The 18,912-nt window shown below is 36.4% G+C and carries 11 protein-coding genes; 2 read left to right on the forward strand and 9 right to left on the reverse strand.

Going from position 1 to position 18,912, the window contains the following annotated elements; translation table 11 throughout:
* The first annotated feature begins 266 nt into the window (after positions 1-266).
* Positions 267-2,603 (forward strand): metallophosphoesterase, encoded by a 2,337-nt coding sequence (locus ACIQ2Z_RS07830; RefSeq protein WP_396183591.1) that lies wholly within the window; start codon positions 267-269, stop codon positions 2,601-2,603.
* Between the two features lie 367 nt (positions 2,604-2,970).
* Here the strand turns inward: ACIQ2Z_RS07830 and ACIQ2Z_RS07835 are convergent, their stop codons facing one another.
* The 3 genes from ACIQ2Z_RS07835 to ACIQ2Z_RS07845 form a co-directional block, all read right to left on the reverse strand.
* A complete protein-coding gene (locus tag ACIQ2Z_RS07835; protein WP_396183592.1) occupies positions 2,971-4,851 on the reverse strand; it encodes an OmpA family protein in 1,881 nt (626 codons plus the stop codon).
* A 20-nt stretch (positions 4,852-4,871) separates the two neighbouring features.
* Positions 4,872-5,789 (reverse strand): type IX secretion system membrane protein PorP/SprF, encoded by a 918-nt coding sequence (locus ACIQ2Z_RS07840; protein ID WP_396183593.1) that lies wholly within the window; start codon positions 5,787-5,789, stop codon positions 4,872-4,874.
* 70 nt (positions 5,790-5,859) lie between these two features.
* Positions 5,860-13,305 carry a fibronectin type III domain-containing protein gene (locus tag ACIQ2Z_RS07845; protein WP_396183594.1) on the reverse strand — a complete coding sequence of 2,482 codons (7,446 nt, stop codon included), beginning with the start codon at positions 13,303-13,305 and terminating at the stop codon, positions 5,860-5,862.
* 189 nt (positions 13,306-13,494) lie between these two features.
* Here ACIQ2Z_RS07845 and hflX point away from each other — a divergent pair, with 189 nt between their 5' ends.
* Positions 13,495-14,715 carry a GTPase HflX gene (gene hflX / locus ACIQ2Z_RS07850; RefSeq protein WP_396183595.1) on the forward strand — a complete coding sequence of 407 codons (1,221 nt, stop codon included), beginning with the start codon at positions 13,495-13,497 and terminating at the stop codon, positions 14,713-14,715.
* A 57-nt stretch (positions 14,716-14,772) separates the two neighbouring features.
* Here hflX and ACIQ2Z_RS07855 read toward each other — a convergent pair whose 3' ends face one another.
* From ACIQ2Z_RS07855 to ACIQ2Z_RS07880, 6 genes are all read right to left on the reverse strand, one after another.
* Entirely contained in the window at positions 14,773-15,690 is a 918-nt protein-coding gene (locus tag ACIQ2Z_RS07855; protein WP_396183596.1) for a DUF3078 domain-containing protein, read from the reverse strand.
* Positions 15,691-15,764: 74 nt separating this feature from the next.
* Positions 15,765-16,286 carry a DUF2480 family protein gene (locus ACIQ2Z_RS07860; protein WP_396183597.1) on the reverse strand — a complete coding sequence of 174 codons (522 nt, stop codon included), beginning with the start codon at positions 16,284-16,286 and terminating at the stop codon, positions 15,765-15,767.
* Between the two features lie 69 nt (positions 16,287-16,355).
* Entirely contained in the window at positions 16,356-16,679 is a 324-nt protein-coding gene (locus ACIQ2Z_RS07865; protein ID WP_396183598.1) for an SUF system Fe-S cluster assembly protein, read from the reverse strand.
* Positions 16,680-16,751: 72 nt separating this feature from the next.
* Positions 16,752-17,171: a SufE family protein gene (locus ACIQ2Z_RS07870; RefSeq protein ID WP_396183599.1), complete on the reverse strand. Its 420-nt coding sequence runs from the start codon at positions 17,169-17,171 to the stop codon at positions 16,752-16,754.
* A 2-nt stretch (positions 17,172-17,173) separates the two neighbouring features.
* A complete protein-coding gene (locus tag ACIQ2Z_RS07875; RefSeq protein WP_396183600.1) occupies positions 17,174-17,599 on the reverse strand; it encodes a hypothetical protein in 426 nt (141 codons plus the stop codon).
* An 18-nt stretch (positions 17,600-17,617) separates the two neighbouring features.
* Complete coding sequence (locus ACIQ2Z_RS07880) at positions 17,618-18,832, reverse strand: aminotransferase class V-fold PLP-dependent enzyme (RefSeq protein ID WP_396183601.1); 1,215 nt, start codon at positions 18,830-18,832, stop codon at positions 17,618-17,620.
* Positions 18,833-18,912 lie beyond the last annotated feature (80 nt).

The following is an 18,912-nucleotide window of genomic DNA, read 5'->3' on the forward strand; positions in this document are numbered from 1 at the left end:
AATCCGTGCAATCCGTGTCTAACTTTACCAAAAATTCCAGACCGAAGGTCAAACCCACCAAATAATCAACAACATCCAATTCCGTGTTTTCCATGAGAAAAAATCCCTGCAATTCCTAGCAACCAAAAATAAGTGAATCCCCTGCAAAAAATTTTAAAATAGAAAAGACGCTTTCCCTCACCTCACCATTTTTTCAATCCAATTCGTATATTTGAAAGAGTATTTAAAAAAATTGAGATTTTAATCAAACACCTACGAACTGAGAGATGAAGAAATTCCTTACAACCGATCGTTTTAAACAAATCATATTCGCAGGAATCGCATTTTTTCTTGCGGCATTGGCACTTTTCAATCCATTTTTTGAAACATCTCGTATCGAAGACATCGGTGGATTTTTAGTTTGGGCTGCTGTATTGGTTTTTATTCAAGGATTCAAAAGAGCAACGGCAAAGGAACGCACTTCAGCTCATATCAGTGCGTTGATTTCTTTTTTGCTTGGATTGCTTTTAATCAATGCAAAACTCTTTGACGAAAATGCGATGTACCTTTTTGCATCGATGCTGTTTGGGATTGATTTTATTCGTCAAGGAATCGCCTTACTCAATAACAGAAAAGAAAAAAAACCATTCACAGCCAACCTCCTTTCATTTTTGGCGAATATGGGAATACTGTTTACACTGTTCCTATTTCAAGGCAAAGCACAGTTATGGATTCTGGCAATCACAGGTGGCCTACGTATTGTAGGAATGGGATTTGAGATACTCAACGCCAAATTAGGTGAGATGGATCAAGTAAGCGAAGACATCATGGAATCATTGGGTCTGCAAGATCATCCGGAAATTGCGGCTATCGCAGAAAAAATCGAACAAGAGGAAGTCAAACGTGCCAAAATAGACCGCCGTTGGATCATCACTTTTTTACTCATTCTCTTTTTTATTCACCTTGGTCGGATGGGATTTGACCGTTCTGCCTATGGCATTCTATCGCCATTGGTAGCTTTAGTAGGCGATATGGTCATCGCCTTAATCATTGCCTATCTGGTACTCATTCCCTTCTTTAGTGGTGTAAGCAAATTATTTCGACCTTTTGAAAAGAAAACGTGGCTTTGGGTAATGAAAGTCCCCACCGATGAACGTCCAAAATTTCACCCTCGCAATATTATCCAACAACGTTTGGAAGCCAGAACGCGACGATACATCCGCATTAGAAAAGCCGGCTATTCATTCAAAACAGCTTTGCGTACAGGCTTGCAAATGGGTTTGCCGTTTGCAGCACTTTTGGCTGCAATCATTCCCGTATTTGGAATGAGCTGGTATTTTGATACTGAAAATTGGGCCTCAGGAATTTGGGACAGTTGGGCAGCCAAACGTACCGATCAATGGCGGACAGAAATGGTGAAAGCAGTAGAAAGTAATCCTACGGCAGCAAGTTTTCAAATCAATCCGCCCGGTATAACTCATACAAATGATTTTTCTTTTTTAATCATTGGTGATCCCGGTGAGGGAGACGCCTCCCAATACATTCTTCACGACCAAATTGTTAGAAATGCATCCAAAGACCTTGTGAAATTTGTAGTTATTTCCAGTGATGTGGTCTATCCCGATGGAGCGATGAAGGACTATGAAAAAAACTTTTGGTTGCCGATGAAAGGAGTTAACAAACCCGTGTATGCAATTCCGGGAAATCACGACTGGTACGATGCGTTGGAAGGTTTTGCAGCAACGTTTTTCGATTCAACTTCTGCCCGATTAGCCATGCATGCACGCCGCAACGCCGATTTAAATCTAACCTCAGCAGGTAGCGAAAAAGTAAGTGCTCAAATTAAAGAAGCAGCCCGACTCAGAAACGAATACGATGTACCCACCGGATTTCAAAAAGCACCCTATTTCCAATTGCAAACCGAAGATTTTGCATTTATTACCATTGAAACAGGCATCGGTCGTCGCATTGATGACGTGCAAATGGATTGGCTGAAAAAAGCGTTAGCGGCAGCCAAAGGAAAATTTATTTTTGTGCTTTTGGGACATCCGTTTTATGCCATTGGCGAATACCAGGGAAACATGAATCCCGATTTTGAAAAATTGCATCTTTTATTGAAAGAAGCCGGAGCAACCATTGCAATGGCAGGCGATACACACGATTTAGAATATTATGTAGAACCCCCAACCGGCAGCAGCACTAAAAATATGTACCATTTTGTCAACGGCGGTGGCGGTGCGTACTTAAGTTTGGGTGCAGCATTAAAATCGAAAGAACAAATGGCTCAAAAGGTATGGGCACATTACCCGGCGGCCGCTCCATTAATTAAAAAAATTGAATCCAACAACGGCATTCTCAAACAACCGGCTTGGTACTGGACAAAAACTCACAACGGTTGGCCTTTTAGTGCCGAATGGCTGAGTGCCGCTTTTGATTACAACAAAGCCCCGTTTTTTCAAAGCTTTGTAGAAGTAAAAGTGGAACCCTCCCGCAATAAAGTAACCGTAATTGCCTACGGACCTAAAGGCCCTTTAAAATGGTCGGACATGGAATATAGCGAAGGTGCAAAACCTGCAAATGTTCCAAATACAGCACTTGTAGAATGGGAGTTTACTCTAAAATAGCCAACCAATTAATACGGTCAATTTCAAAAAAAAGAATTTGTTACATTAATGATTGACCTCATATCGGCTCAACCCCGGCTGCATTAATTTGTGTAGTAGGTATTTTAGTAGAAGTGCCTGTGATGTTGTCTTTAGTCGCCTATGCAAATAAGAAAAAAAACACTTTTAAAGAAGTCTAACATAATTCATTTTCATAGTTACTGAAAAACCTTCTTTTGAGTATAATAGATAAACGGATAAACTAATTAAACACACAATTGATTTGGATTATCATTTTGCATTAGAACTTAAGCTTTCTGATAAATAAATAAAAAAACGGACTCTCTTTCGATAGCCCGTTTTCTTTATTTCAAGTTTTTTTCTATTGCTATTTTTTCACAATTAAGAATTCACTACGTCTGTTTGAAGCATGTTGTTCTTCTGTGCAAGTTTCTTTACAATCCGCTTTAGGTTCTGTTTCTCCCATTCCTTTACCAGATATTCTATCTTTAGAAATTCCTTTAGAAATAATATATTGAACCGTAGATTTAGCTCTTCTGTCAGATAAACTTAAGTTGTACACATCACTACCACGATTGTCTGTGTGTGATTTAGCCATTATAACCATTTCTGAATTATTTTGCATTACTTGTACTAACTTATCCAATTCAAAGGCTCCTTCTTGCGTGATATTACTTTTATCAAATTCAAAGAAGATTGGATTTAAAATCACTTCTGTTTCTGTTACAATAACATCAATTGGGTTAAGTGGTGCATTCACTCTCTTTTGAGGTCCTTTGCTAGCTGCGACAGGGAAAGTATTACTTTCGTAACCGTCTTTCGATGCCTGAACAGTATAATTTTTATCGCATTCAACATAATAAGTAACTTCACCTTTAGCATTACTCATTTCAGTTGCTATAACATTTTTCTTATCATCAACAATAGCAACTTTAGCATTCACTAAAATAGCTCCTGTTTTAGTATCTGTTACAATGGTAGTAACTTCAACTCCACAAACCGGATTAGCTAAATAGATATTATCAACACCTGCTCTATTACTGGATAAGAATCCAATGTTTTTGTCTTTACTAAATGTAAAAGCAAAATCATCTTTCTCGCTGTTTACCGGTTTACCCATGTTTGTGGATTCTCCCTTTGCCATATCATAAACAAATACATCATATCCTCCAAAACCTTGTCTTCCACTTGAAGCGAAATAGAACATTTTGTTATCATCAGATATATAAGGGAAACTTTCATCTCCTTCAGTATTGATTTTAGCTCCTAAATTCTCAGGTGAACCAAAACCACCATCTTGGTTTACTGCTACTTTCCAAACATCGTTTCCACCTAAAGAACCTGGCATATTAGAAGAGAAGTATAATGTTTTTCCATCCTTACTCAAATAAGGATTTCCGGTAGAATAGGCATTACTGCAGAAAGGTAAAATGGTAATATTACTCCATTTTCCATTAACATTCGTTGCTTTGAAAAGGTTCACTTGACTCACTTTCAATCGAGTATTGTTCACTTTATCTTTTTCAAAACTTTTTTCTTTGAAACTCTCACTGGCAAAATACATTGTATTACCGTCAGCACTCAACGTTACTGGACCATCATGCCATTTTGAATTTACTTCCGCAACCGGCTCAGCATTGGTGATTGTTCCATCAACATTGTAGTTTGCTTTGTATATGTCCAAATAAGGCTCGTCAGTCCAACCATACGTTTTTTTAGCTCCGTTTCTTGCACTGGCAAAGTACAATGAGTTTTCGTGCAATACAGCTCCAAAGTCAGACCTGTCACTGTTCAATTCTAAAGCCTTCACATCAAATTGTTTCTGTTTATCTAACAATTTTGGTAAGTAGTTTGGATTTGCTTTGAAATCTTTTGCTCGTTGATCGTTTGGAGCTTTAGTTGCAAACTGTTGCATTTGTTTGTTAGCTTCTTCGTATTTCCCTTGTGCTTTAAGCATTTGAGCATAACGATAATATGTTTCGGAATCTTGTGGTGTTTCAACAGCTTTAGCATACCATTTACTGGATTCTGCAGCATTGAACATATTATAGTAACTATCCGCTAATTGTTTATGAACATAGCCGTCACCTTTACCGCTTTCTGCTAATTTTAGGTATTCTTCTGCCGCTTCAAAATAGTCAAATTGCTTAAAAAGCTTATCTGCTTTTTTAGTGTCTTTGGTTTGTGCACTTAGTGGAGCAATGCTTAACATCACAATACTAAATAAAAATATATATACTTTTTTCATCTTCTGGTTTGCTTATTAGGTTAGAAAAATCGTGATGAACGTGATACCTTTTTCGGGAAATTCAAATCAAACAACAAGATAATCTCATGTGAGGCTGGTGTTGTTATATTCAAATCAGAAACGATATGGTCGTAAGCATACCCTATTCTCAAACTTGGAGAAATAGCATAATTAACCATGGCACCGAAACTGTCTTCTAATCGATAGGTTGCTCCAATTTCAAACTTCTCATTAAATAAGAAATTTGTGGAAAGGTCTAACGAAGTAGGAGCACTAAATGCTGATTTAATCATAAAGAATGGTTTAAACTTTACGTTGGCAGACAAATCAAATACATAACCCCCAGTAAAGAAATAGTGAGTGGTTTCACTACCATATTCTCTCCCATCATAATCTAAATGTTTTGCGTTAATCATATTAGGAACTGAAAATGCTAAATAATATTTATCAGTATAATAGAAAATTCCCGTACCAAAATTAAAATATGTATTATTTATGTTATTGGCAAATACACCATCTGCCGGATCGGGCAAAGTAGGTGTAATTTTAGTAAAGTCTACATCATGAAAAGTAACCCCTGCTTTTAAACCTAAAGCTAAACGGTGCTCCCCACCAAGATTTAATGTGTATGAGAAATCACCGTATACATTTTTTTCTGTTACAGGACCTATTTCATCCGAAATTAATGAAAGTCCAACACCTACATTTTTACCAACCGGAGAACTTCCGGAAAGGGTAAACGTTGTAGGGGCATCTTCAATCTCTACCCATTGTTTTCTGTAGAGTAAGCCAAAAGACAAGTTTTCCTTACTTCCTGCATAAGCAGGATTTATCACGTTCATGTTATACATGTATTGTGTATAATGAGGATCTTGCTGGGCTGAAACATCTGCTATGCTTACTAATACTATCAGTAGTGCAAAAAATATTTTCTTCATTTTTATTGTTTTTGTAGGGTTAAAGTTGTGCCGGTTGGTTTTAAAGCCTACCGGCTTACTTATTTTCAAATTAACGTACTCTATTGATATAAATCCATCCTGTCGTATTAGTGCCTTCTGTGAAATATATAACATAATAATATGTTCCGTCAGGTAGTTCATCGCCTTTATCACTTTGACCATACCATTCGTCTTCATAATTATTTTTGCTATATACTTTTGTACCATAACGGTTAAAGATTTCCAATTTACTGACATTATAGTTAACCAAATCAAAGAAATCGTTACTACCGTCGTTATTCGGCGATATACCCTTTTGAATCAAACAAGAATTGATTGTTACTTCAAATTCTGTCTGAGCTGAACAACCACCAACTGTAGCGTAAACATAAATCACTTGTGAAGTAGTTACATCTGATCCAGGTTGTAATTGAGTTCCTGTACCGTTTTGTCCTGTGTAATAAGCATTTCCGGCATTTAACTCCGGTAAAGTATATTTAGCACATTCTTCCACATCTGATAAATCTTGAGCGGTAACATTAACAATTGTTACCGTAAAGCTTGTTTCATTGAAACAATTTGGTGTTGTTGCGGTTTGAGCAAAAATGTAAATTGTTTGATCTGATGTAATTGCATCGCCTGCCGCTAATTGTTGTCCTGTTCCGCCTGAGCCGGAATAATAATTATTCCCTGCACTTAATGCTGGTAAAATAAATCCACCGTCAGCTAAACATTCTGTTGCATTTGGTATTACATCAGCTGTAGGAGTAACATTTACAGTAACTGTAAAACTAGTTTCTGCCATACAATTTGGTGTAGTTCCGGTTTGTGCATAAATGTAAATTGTTTGTGTTGAAGTTACCAAAGAACCAACCGCTAAAGGTCCTACTCCTCCTGGAGAAGAATAATAAGCATTATTAGCGTTTAATGAAGGTAATACAAAACTGTCACAAACAACTACGTTTGGCTTAGTATCAGCCACAATGCTATTAACAGTCAATACAAAACTAGTTTCTGTGAAACAGTTTGGAGTTGTTGCTGTTTGAGCATAAACATAAATAGTTTGAGTCGTTGTTAGTGTCTGACCTGCGGTTAACTGAGTACCTGTTCCTCCCATTCCGGTATAATAATTACCAATGGTAAGTGCCGGTAAAGTATAACTGTCACAAACTGTCACATTTGTAGCAGGAACAACTTGTGGTGTAATATTAACTGTTACATTAAAACTACTTTCTGCAATACAATTTGGTGTAGTTCCTGACTGAGCATAAATATAAATGGTTTGATTTGAAGTAATCACATCTCCCGCATTTAATTGTGTTCCTAAACCACCCGCTTGAGTATAGTAAGTGTTATTTGCACTTAAAGTAGGCAAAGTATAACTATCACAAACAGTTTGGTCAATAATTACATCAACACTAACAGTGTTAATCGTAACATTGAAACTAATCTCATCTGTACACGTTCCATCAGCTGCATATACATAAATCAACTGTGTTGACTCAATACTGTCTCCTGCGTTTAGTTGTAAACCTAATCCTCCTGATTGTGTGAAATAGTTTCCTTGTGTTAAAACAGGTAATATATAACTATCACAAGCTACTACGTCAGCAATTGGTTCAAGTACTAGAGAACCAATTGTCACAACAAAACTACTTTCAGCCACACAATTTGGAGTGGTTCCTGACTGAGCATAGATAAAAATAGTTTGTGTAGAAGTTATCGCGTCTCCTGCATTTAATAGTGTTCCTAAACCTCCTGCTTGTGTATAATAAGTGTTATTTGCACTTAGATTTGGTAAAGTATAACTATCACAAGCTGTTTGATCAGCAATTACATCAACGCTAATCGAATTAATAGTAACTGTGAAACTTATCTCATCAATACATGTTCCGTCAATTGCATAAACATAAATAAGTTGATTCGTTTCTATACTATCTCCTGCATTTAATTGTAAACCTAATCCTCCTGATTGTAAGAAATAATTACCTTGTGTTAAAACAGGTAATATATAACTATCACAAGCTACTACGTCAGCAATTGGTTCAAGTACTAGAGAACCAATTGTCACAACAAAACTACTTTCAGCCACACAATTTGGAGTGGTTCCTGACTGAGCATAGATAAAAATAGTTTGTGTAGAAGTTATCGCGTCTCCTGCATTTAATAGTGTTCCTAAACCTCCTGCTTGTGTATAATAAGTGTTATTTGCACTTAGATTTGGTAAAGTATAACTATCACAAGCTGTTTGATCAGCAATTACATCAACGCTAATCGAATTAATAGTAATCGTAAATGATTCTTCATCACTACACACTCCATTTGCCGTATAAACATATAAAGTTGTAGATTCTATAACCTCTGTTCCTGATGGCACTTCTAATCCTAAACCACCTGATTCAGTATAATAATTTCCAGCAGTAAGAACAGGTAAAATATAACTGTTACAAGCAACAACATCTTCAATTGGTAAAACATCATCAAATGGAAGAATTGTCACCTGAGTAGTATAACTTGTCACACATTCTTCAGATCCAAAAGGTTCAAAAGAAATATCTATAGTTCCTTCAACAGAAGTATCTATTGCTGATGGCGTCCAAAGTCCGTTAATTCCATTTAAGGAAGTTGGCGAAAGTGCTGGAGCTGTTCCTCCCAAACAAATATTAGGAAATGGATCAAACTCAGGTACAATTTCGTCGGTAGTAATTACATTAAAACTTCCTTCACTAGTACAATCGCCGTTTGTTCCATTAATTACTAGATAAACATAAATAGTTTGATCTGTAGTTATGATGTCACCAGCATTTAATTGAGTTCCTTGTCCGCCTGGCTCTGTAAAATAATTACCAACCAATAAAGTAGGTAATTCATATCCTTCCGTTACACAAACTGTAACATCATCTTGTACCGGTAATTCAGTACCCACAACATTCAATAATATTGTATCTGTTGTAATAGTTTGTTCACCTCCACAAGCAGTATAGATAGCTTGAGCTGTCATACTTGTTGTTTCAGACACACAAACATTAATATCTAAATCATTACTGTAAAATACTCCGTCTTTTAACCAAGAGAAAGTTACATTTGATGGTCCTGCCGGAGTAAATCTCCATGCCTCATTAGAAGCAGACCAAGTACCTGTATTTCTATCTGGTGGGAAATGTGCTTGAGTACCTGCTTGATTTTGAATACCAATAACAGCTCTACCACCATTCCAAGTTAAACAAGGGACACGGTTTTGAACATAAACCTCAACGGCGTTAGACGTTTCATATAATACAATTTGACTTGTTTGTAACGGCACACTGTTTTGACAACTAAATTGTGCCACTTCAGAGAAGTTAACTACTAACACACGACAAGGAGCCGTACCTAAAACTTGGTAGTTAATGCTTGGTTGAGCCGGAGGTGTCGTTACACTCGGGTCAATATCCTGATATGGACCATAAATAGCTGCTTTAATTGGGAAGGCTGCATTCGGAATAGTTGTCGTAAATGGCCATGCACAATATCCATTTGGAATTTGAGCTCCACCAGGTACTTCACCTTGTATATCAAATGAAATTACCCCATTAGATCCTACTAATGCTTTGGTATAATTTTGACCAAAGAAACAGAAATTAAAAGGTAAGTCAATTACATTAGACCATCTGTCATCAATATCAACTGAGGTTGGAATACCTCCTGTAAATGGGAATGGTGGCGTAAATGGTATTCCTGTAACATTATAAGTTGTAGTATCCCCCGTTTCAAAGAAGGTTGCTGATAAATCTACACAACTTTCTCCCGGACATAAGTTAAGAACACCAGGTGTTGATGTTTGTAAATCAATATCCACTCCGGCACAACCTGGTAAACTAGCTAAAATAAAGAAAGTTTGTGGTCCTGCCCAAGCACTTAAATCTGTTGAAGAACAAATTGCACGAACATAAAACTCATAAAATCCTGCACTTAAACCTGTGGCGACATAAGGGTTATTTGATGTAATAACTCCCGCAACAGTTGGAATACCTGAACCAACCGGTTGAACCACTACTTCAAAAAGAGTAGCAGGAGCAATGTTAGTCCATGATATTGTTGCTGTATTGGTGTCTGCACCTATTACTATTAAGTTAATTGGTGCCGGACATGTTGGCAATGTTGTCGCTGTTGCCGGTCCTGCCCAAAAACTCGATGGGTTTGGTCCTGTACACAAAGCTCTTACATAAAAATCATACGCTGTACTTGGATCTAAACCAGTTACGACAAATGGATTTGAAGTTGCAAATATTCCCGGAGTAGCTGCCGTTGGTGTAGGAGAACCTGCCGGTAAAGCAATTACTTCAAAGTTAGTTCCTCCATTTGGATTCCAACCAACACTTACTTGATTGATTCCAATATTAGAAGTTACAATCGCTAATGGTTCAATACATGCAGGATTAAGACAATCTACAAAACCATTATATAATATAGTTCCTACCAAAGGAGCTGAATTCACTGTCATATTATATAAAGACTGAGCAAAAGGGTTGATGACTTCAACACGAACTTCTGTTGGGAAAGTTCCACCTACACTCCAAAATAAATCAAAAGGAACACCATTACATAATGGAACCTGAACATCTATCGGTCCGGCACCTGCATTAAAAGTTGCTCCAATAGTGGCAACCGGTATACCGTTTTGTCTTATTATCATTCTGGCTCCATTCCATCCATCACCAAAACTGTCTCTCATTCTAAAGGTATAAAGACATTGAGCACTTGTTGCACAAATAGTCGTATTAAAAGTAGTTACCGGTGTCCAGCTACTCGGTGATGCTGTACAAATTGCTCGAACATATACATCATAAAGAGTAGCAGCAGTTAATCCCAGCATGGTGAAAGGATTATCCGAAGTAACAGTACCCGTACTTGTTGCAGTTGGTGCAGGTGAACCTGCAGGTAAAACGATTACTTCGAAATCTGTAATTCCTGGAATTGGATTCCAAGATACATTAGCAGAAGTATCCCCAATCGCACTGATAGCAACTCCAGATGGTGGTAAACATTCCGGAATACCACATTGTACTAAGTTATCAGTATATAAAACGGTTCCTACTAATGGAGCAGAAGCCACGTTCATATTAAATACTTGTTGAGCTGAATCATTGATGATAGCTACACGTACTTCATTTGCAAAAGTACCACCCACACTCCAGAATAAATCAAAAGGAAGGTTATTACACAATGGCACCACTACATCAATCGGACCTGCCCCGGCATTGAATGTTGCTCCAATTGTAGCTACGACAATATTGTTTTGTCTGATTTGCATTCTGGCTCCATTCCATCCGTCTCCAAAACTATCTGTCATTCTGAAAGTATAGTTACATTGTTCAGAAATCTGACAAAGGGTCGTATTGAAAGGAGTTACCACGGACCAGTTACTAGGAATAGGAGTAGAACATATTGCTCTTACATAAACATCATATAATGTAGCTGCCGTCAAATTAATTAAAGGAAAAGGAATAGTAGATGTTACAGTTCCCGTACTTGCTGCTGTAGGAGCTGGTGAACCACTCGGTAATACAATTACTTCATATTGTGTAACTCCCGGAATTGGTGTCCAACTCACACTAGCACTTGTATCGCCAATGTTGTTTACTACAATTCCGGTTGGTGGCAAACAAGCCGGATTATTACAATCAACTGTTCCGGCATATAAAACAGAGTTTACTAAGCCGGCAGAAGCCACGGTCATAGCAAACAATGATTGATTGAAAGCCGGTGAGTTGAAAATTTCAACACGAACTTCCGCTGGAAAAGTTCCACCTACGCTCCAGAATAAATCAAAAGGAATTGCATTACATAATGAAACCTGAACATCAACCGGACCGGCACCTGCGGTGAACGTTTCTCCAATGGTTGCTATCACGATTCCATTTTGTCTTATTTGCATTCTGGCACCGTTCCATCCGTCACCAAAACTGTCTCTCATTCTAAATGTATAGATACATTGTTGTGCAGGGTCACAAATAGTTGTGTTGAACAAGAATGGTCCTGCCCATGCACTAAATGTTCCGTCACCACAATCTCTTCTAACCCAATATTGATATTGAGTTGCCGCTTGAATAGGCGTTCCGTCTAATAAGTTTGTTACGTTAACATTTTGGAAAGCATTCGTTTGGATACCGGCTCCCGTAGGAATCACTCCTCCCAAAACCTGAACTGCATATTCCCAAGATGTTGCTCCGTTTGCATCCCAATTCAAAATTGCACTGGTTTGACCACCTACCGCACCTAAATTGGTTGGAGGTGCACAGTTTACAACTTGAATGGATAAAGTATATGGAATCGTGTTAGGATTACCATTAGTAGAAATTACAATATAATAAGTTTGCCCATCGACAACCGGTAAATCAATAACCAGAGGAGCACCGGCAGTACTGACAGTACCTGCGATGCAACTTACTCCAACATTTGTACAACTGTTGTAAACAAACATACCCGAGTTGTTCCCTGTTGGTGTCATTGTTAAATTAATTACACCTGTAGCTGTTGCGGTATAACTATAATAAACGTTATTTCCGTTTAAAAAATTTCCTGTTGTTCCACAACCGGATGCTCCCGGACTTCCATCTACATCATCTTGATAATTTGAAGTGTTGTCAGTGGTTGAATAAGGTAAAGAAGGCACTTGTATCGCCGAATTACAAGCTGTTCCCGGCGTTGTAGTGATAAAGTTCACCGGTCCAACCCATTCACTAAAACTAAATTCACATTTTGCCCTAACATACACTTGGTATTGTGTAGTAGGTGATAATCCTTCTGCTAAGTAAGGACTTGGTCCTACTAAAGTACCTGCAACCGGAGTACCAGGAGCCGGAACAACTGAAACTTCGAATTGAGTAGCACCACCAGGATTATCCCAATTTACAATTGCACTAGTTTGTGTAATCCCGGTAACAGTAATGTTTTCAGGATTAACACATTGTTCTACTAAACGTACATCATCAACAATCCAGCGGTCACCGGTTAGTCCGGCACCAGGTTGGTTCATCACGATAACAAAAGCAAGGTAAACATTTTGGCTAGCGAAACCGGCTAAATTTACTTGTTTCTCCTCACAAATATTAAATATTGCATTAAGTTCTGCTTCTGTCCATGACTGGATAGTGATAAAACTTGCCGTATTTGTTTGTGAAGTTGTGGATAAGCGTAATTCATACGTTGTATCGTTTGGCCCACTAATGGTTGATCTCGTTTGAAAGAACAACTGTCCGTTTGCCGGTACGGTCACCTGAGGGGTAACTAACCAGTTCTGAGACGTGTTGCCCGCTCCAATGTTTTGACGAGCATTCATAAAGGCTGCTGTTGTACCTTCACAAACCGTTGGCGGAGTAGTAACCGCAGTGGTTGTGGTCCATGTGTTGGTACCTAAACCATTGTTAAATACTGCCCATGTTGCCGGAATACCGCCTTCAAAGTTCTCATTGAACTGCGAATATCCCACTCCCGTCAGTAAAAACAATAGTATAACTAATGTAATTCTTTTCATAAAATGAAAGTTTAGGTTGTTTTGATTAATTTTTTGTAGGTTTAGAACGTCAAATTTAACAAAATTTAAGAATTGGATAACTTTTTTTTATATTTTAACTAAATTCATCCTTTATATTATTTGTTTTAATGGTTAAAATTCGATTTAAACCGGCTTGAATTGCCTAATTTTGCGAGACATTTATAGGATATGTTAGAAAAAGAAAAAATAAATTTTGAGAAAACAATTGTTGTAGGAATTGTTACGAAAGAGCAAGATGAAACTAAATTAAACGAGTATTTAGATGAATTAGAGTTCCTTACTTTTACCGCCGGTGGTGAAGTAGTAAAGCGTTTTTGGCAAAAATTAGAAAAACCTCATCCGAAAACATTTTTAGGAACCGGTAAAATTGAAGAAATTCATCGATACATTGTTGAAAATGAAATTTCATCCGTCATTTTTGATGATGAATTGTCGCCTGCACAACAAAAAAATATCACTAAAATCTTAGATTGTAAAGTTTTAGACAGAACTAACTTGATTCTTGACATTTTTGCTCAACGGGCAGAGACTTCTTATGCAAGAACACAAGTGGAACTTGCTCAATGTCAATATTTGTTGCCTCGGTTATCAGGAATGTGGACACACTTAGAGCGTCAACGAGGTGGAATTGGGATGAGAGGACCAGGAGAGACAGAAATTGAAACCGACCGCCGAATTGTTCGTGACCGAATAGCCTTGTTGAAAGAAAAAATCAAAACCATTGACAAACAAATGTCGGTACAACGCGGAAATCGCGGAGCTATGGTTCGTGTCGCCTTAGTAGGTTATACCAACGTGGGAAAATCAACTTTGATGAATGTAATCGGGAAAAGCGATGTTTTTGTAGAAAATAAATTATTTGCTACACTAGACACTACGGTTCGAAAAGTGGTGATTCGAAACTTGCCTTTTTTATTATCGGATACGGTTGGTTTTATTCGAAAATTACCCACTCAATTGGTCGAATCATTTAAAAGTACCTTGGATGAAGTTCGTGAAGCCGATTTGTTACTTCACGTGGTTGATATTTCGCATCCGGATTTTGAGGATCATATTGCCTCTGTAAATCAAATTTTGCAGGATATTAAAAGTGCTGAAAAACCTATCATCATGGTTTTCAATAAAATAGACGCATACAAGCCCGTTCATATAGCAGATGACGACTTAGTCACGGTAAGAACATCAAAACATTATTCATTAGAAGAATGGAAAAAAACCTGGATGAGTAATGTAGGTAAAAATAATGCTTTGTTTATTTCTGCTACTAACAAAGAAAATTTTGAAGAATTCAAGAAAATTATATATGAAGCGGTTCGAGAAATTCACATCACTCGTTTCCCCTATAATAAATTCTTGTATCCGGATTACAAAGATGCCGTTGAAGATTAAAATCTAGATAAAAAGAAAATGGCTCTCCAATTTTGAGAGCCATTTTTTTATTTTTTACTAGAACCCGTATTTAACAGCCAATCCAAAAACCTGACGTACTTGAAATCCTCTGAAGGCATTATCGTCATAAATTGTTTGGAAAGAGAAATTGGTAGTTAACCATTTATTGATGGTCATCACAATATTTAACTGATAGTCTAAATCGACATTTTGTGGATCTTCTAAGTAATTTGAATACAGACTTAAAATATTTTCAGCGGATACGTTTTCAAATAAATTGAATTTATAATAACCCGACGCATAAAAACCTAATTCATATCGAAAGTTTTTATTAGCATCTACTCCAAAGTAGGTTCCATCAACGTAACCCGGAACAGATGTATAACTATCATCTACAAAAGTCATTTTTGAGGTTAAAGGTGCCAAATTGAATTTGAAATCATCTCTTTTCTTCCAAAGTAAACCCGGTCCAAAAGTCAAATATCCCGGCGACATAAAATTGGTAAATTCTTCTCTGATTTCTTTGCCGTTTATATCATTCGAATAATTATATCCTTGAGTAAACTGTGTTCTGAAATTTACAAAAAACGAATAATACCATAAGCCCCAAGCTTTTTTACCTGCTAAGGAATTTAATTCTAATCGGTCATCTGTTTTCTTTTCAAACTCTGCATTTTGAGTTTGCAACAATCCATACGAAGCAATGATTTTATTATCCCACGACCAATCTTCACTTTTATAATTAAAATCGTAATTAAGTCCTAAATTACCCGAAAAGTTGTTTTCACCACCAGCCAACCAATTACTAAAACTCGATTGGTTGAATAAAAAGATGATTTCTCCTTTTTTGGTCCATCCATTTACACGAGTGGTATCCTCGATAGCTTGGGTCACTTTTTCAATCTCTTTTACAACTTCTTGTGCATTAATTGAAAGAACCGATAAAAATGCAAAACCTAAAATAATATTCTTCATTTTGTTTAAAGTTAAAAATAATTTTACAAAGTTAAAAATTGATTTGAAAAATGCAAGTTTTTATAAACTTCTTACTACGTTGTGTTTGATTTTTTTTTTGATTTAAATAACGGTACTGCAGAACAAGCTTCGCCAAACATAATACTTTTAGCAAACGGCTGTAGGAATTGAATCGCTGCAATATATGCCGATTCGGGAACCGGTTTCTTGGAACAACCTTTTAAAATGACAGGTTTATCTGAGTAGATTGAATAATCAATTTGGCTGAGAATTTCTTGATACAAATAAGTGTCTATTTTCGATTTCTTCCCCAAATAGATCTTTTTGGCAAATGGTTGCAAATGAACTGTGACTAAAATAGTTGCCCACGCTGGCAAAATAGCTTCGGTAGAGCAATGAATCGCCACAAAATGATTTTGATACTGCGACCAATCATGGTTTTTCATTGTTTCGCGGAAGTCTTTTTCTTTTAGCAAAATCCCTTCTTCCAACCATTGTGCTATATCAATTTCAGTTCTAATTCCGGAAGGATAATACTCTTCCAAATCGAAAACTTTGAGTACGGAATTGGCTACTTTGTTGATAATTTCGTCCATGTTTTATTGTTTCAGGTTTCAGGTTTCAAGTTTCAGATAAAACCTGAAACTTGAAACTTGAAACTTTTTCTATAACATCCCCAATTCTAATTTTGCTTCTTCACTCATTAAATCTTTTGTCCAAGGTGGATCAAATGTAATTTCTACTTCGCATGATTTTACAGCATCCAATGATTTTACTTTTTCTTGTACTTCCTGAGGTAATGTTTCCGCAACAGGACAATTTGGTGAAGTTAACGTCATCAATACTTTTACATCGTTGTCTTCGTTAATCATTACGTCGTAGATTAATCCTAACTCATAAATATCAACAGGTATTTCAGGGTCGTAAATCCCTTTTAATACTTTAACTACGTCTTCTCCTAAGTTTATATCGTCGTTATATTCTTCCATTTTTTTGTGTTATTAATAACTAAGTTATTTTGTTTTGCCACTAAGGCCCAAAGTAAAAAGGTTTTAGTTTTTTTAATTCTTTGCTTGCAATGCTAAAGCATATAATTTAATTTGTTTAACCATCATAGACAACCCATTGGCTCTATTTGGTGATAAAAATTGTTGTAATTGAATTTCATTAATAAAATCTGTATTACCCTCTAAGATATCTACTGTTGATTGATTAGAAAATACACGTATCAAAATGGATATTACTCCTTTACTTATATAACCATCACTATCAGCAGTAAATAAAATTTTATCATCCTTTTTTTCAGCATGCAACCAAACTTTCGATTGACAACCTCTTATTAAATTTTCTTCTGTTTTATATTTTTCATCAATTAATGGAAGAGACTTTCCCAAATCAATTACATATTGAAAACGTTCATCCCAATCGTCGAACATTGAAAATTCTTCAACAATTTCATTTTGTATTTCTTTGATGGTCATACTTATTCCTTAATCGTTAAAAAAATTAATTTACTGATAAAGTTCTCAATTTGACTTGGTGGATAACCGTGGTCAAAACCATCTGTGGTATAGGTTTTCCCATCTAATATTATTGTAATATTTGCATGAGCCGCACCATCGTATAATCGTTTTTCAGTAGGAGCTTTCAAATTCTTCATTTCTTCCAGATTAATCTCTTTGAATGCATCCACTAATTCATTCCATTCCTTTTTTGAAAGCGAAACTTCAACCGGCTTTTCATTTCTGTTGTTTATGACAAAAAGGTTTTTGTCTTCAATTTTTATATTTTTATAAAAACCTCTTGACGTTGCTTCATATTCAACAACCGCTTTGTCTATATCTCCATTTTCATTAGCACAGCTTTTGGCTAAAAAAACGGTTAGAAAAATAGTAAAAATTGTTTTCATTTTTATTTTATTTAAAGATTAACTCAACATGATTTGAGCTTTTTTTAACGCTTCCACTAATGCGTCGATTTCTTCTTTTGTATTATAAAAAGCAAACGAAGCTCTTAATGTTCCCGGAATTTTATAAAAATCCATAATCGGTTGTGCACAATGGTGTCCGGTTCTAACTGCTATTCCTAATTTGTCAATTATCGTACCAATGTCATAAGGATGAATATCCCCAACATTAAACGAAATTACGGAAGTTTTTTTAGAAGACGTGCCGTAAATTTTTAACCTATCGATTTCTAACAATTTTTTGGTCCCGTATTCTAACAATTCATGTTCGTAAGCTGCAATAGTATCAAAACCAATTTCATTGAGATAATCAATCGCGGTTCCAAGAACAATTCCTCCTGCAATATTGGGTGTTCCGGCTTCAAATTTATGTGGTAATTCGGCATACGTTGTTTTTTCAAACGAAACAGTAGCAATCATTTCACCGCCACCTTGATCGGGTGGTAATTTGTTTAACCAAGTCTCTTTTCCATATAAAATTCCGGTTCCTGTTGGTCCGCAAATTTTATGTCCTGAAAATACATAAAAATCACAATTCAGTTCTTGAACATTGGGTTTTAAATGTGGCACTGCTTGTGCTCCATCGATTAAAACAGCTGCTCCAACTTCATGAGCCTTATCAATCATGAACTTTATTGGATTGATGGTTCCCAGTGCATTGGAAATATGATTTACCGTTACAATTTTAGTTTTATCCGAAAGTAATCGTTCGTATTCTGACAGGATTAATTCTCCTGATTCATTCATCGGAATCACGACTAATTTCGCTCCGGTTTTTTCGCAAAGCATTTGCCACGGAACGATGTTGCTGTGGTGTTCCAAAGCGGAAACCAACACTTCATCTCCTTGCTTTAAGAAAGATGCAAATCCATGTGCTACTATATTAATTCCGTTCGTAGTTCCGGAAGTAAAAAGAACTTCGTAACTAAATTTTGCATTGATGTGCTTTTGAATTTTAAAACGAGAAGCTTCATAAGCATCCGTTGCCAATTGACTCAAAGTGTGAACACCTCGATGAATATTAGCATTAATTTCTTTATAATAATTTGCCTCTGCATCAATCACCACTTGTGGTTTTTGAGAAGTAGCGGCATTATCGAAATAGACAAGTGGTTTTCCGTTGACTTTTTGAGATAGAATCGGAAAATCGGCTCTTATTTTTTGGATATCTAACATTTCTTTATTTAGAAAAATTCTAAATACAAAAGTAGTAAAAAGGATTCCTTATTTACCACCAATTCACGAATTTTTATGAA

Origin of the sequence: Flavobacterium sp. (genome assembly GCF_044361015.1) — a bacterium.
Taxonomy (GTDB): domain Bacteria; phylum Bacteroidota; class Bacteroidia; order Flavobacteriales; family Flavobacteriaceae; genus Flavobacterium.

Coding starts and splice junctions, on each gene's coding strand:
- ACIQ2Z_RS07830 (WP_396183591.1), top strand. CDS start 267: ATGAAGAAATTCCTTACAACCGATCGTTTTAAACAAATCATATTCGCA.
- ACIQ2Z_RS07865 (WP_396183598.1), bottom strand. CDS start 16,679: ATGGAAGAATATAACGACGATATAAACTTAGGAGAAGACGTAGTTAAA.
- ACIQ2Z_RS07880 (WP_396183601.1), bottom strand. CDS start 18,832: ATGTTAGATATCCAAAAAATAAGAGCCGATTTTCCGATTCTATCTCAA.
- ACIQ2Z_RS07870 (WP_396183599.1), bottom strand. CDS start 17,171: ATGACCATCAAAGAAATACAAAATGAAATTGTTGAAGAATTTTCAATG.
- ACIQ2Z_RS07835 (WP_396183592.1), bottom strand. CDS start 4,851: ATGAAAAAAGTATATATATTTTTATTTAGTATTGTGATGTTAAGCATT.
- ACIQ2Z_RS07860 (WP_396183597.1), bottom strand. CDS start 16,286: ATGGACGAAATTATCAACAAAGTAGCCAATTCCGTACTCAAAGTTTTC.
- ACIQ2Z_RS07845 (WP_396183594.1), bottom strand. CDS start 13,305: ATGAAAAGAATTACATTAGTTATACTATTGTTTTTACTGACGGGAGTG.
- hflX (WP_396183595.1), top strand. CDS start 13,495: ATGTTAGAAAAAGAAAAAATAAATTTTGAGAAAACAATTGTTGTAGGA.
- ACIQ2Z_RS07840 (WP_396183593.1), bottom strand. CDS start 5,789: ATGAAGAAAATATTTTTTGCACTACTGATAGTATTAGTAAGCATAGCA.
- ACIQ2Z_RS07875 (WP_396183600.1), bottom strand. CDS start 17,599: ATGAAAACAATTTTTACTATTTTTCTAACCGTTTTTTTAGCCAAAAGC.
- ACIQ2Z_RS07855 (WP_396183596.1), bottom strand. CDS start 15,690: ATGAAGAATATTATTTTAGGTTTTGCATTTTTATCGGTTCTTTCAATT.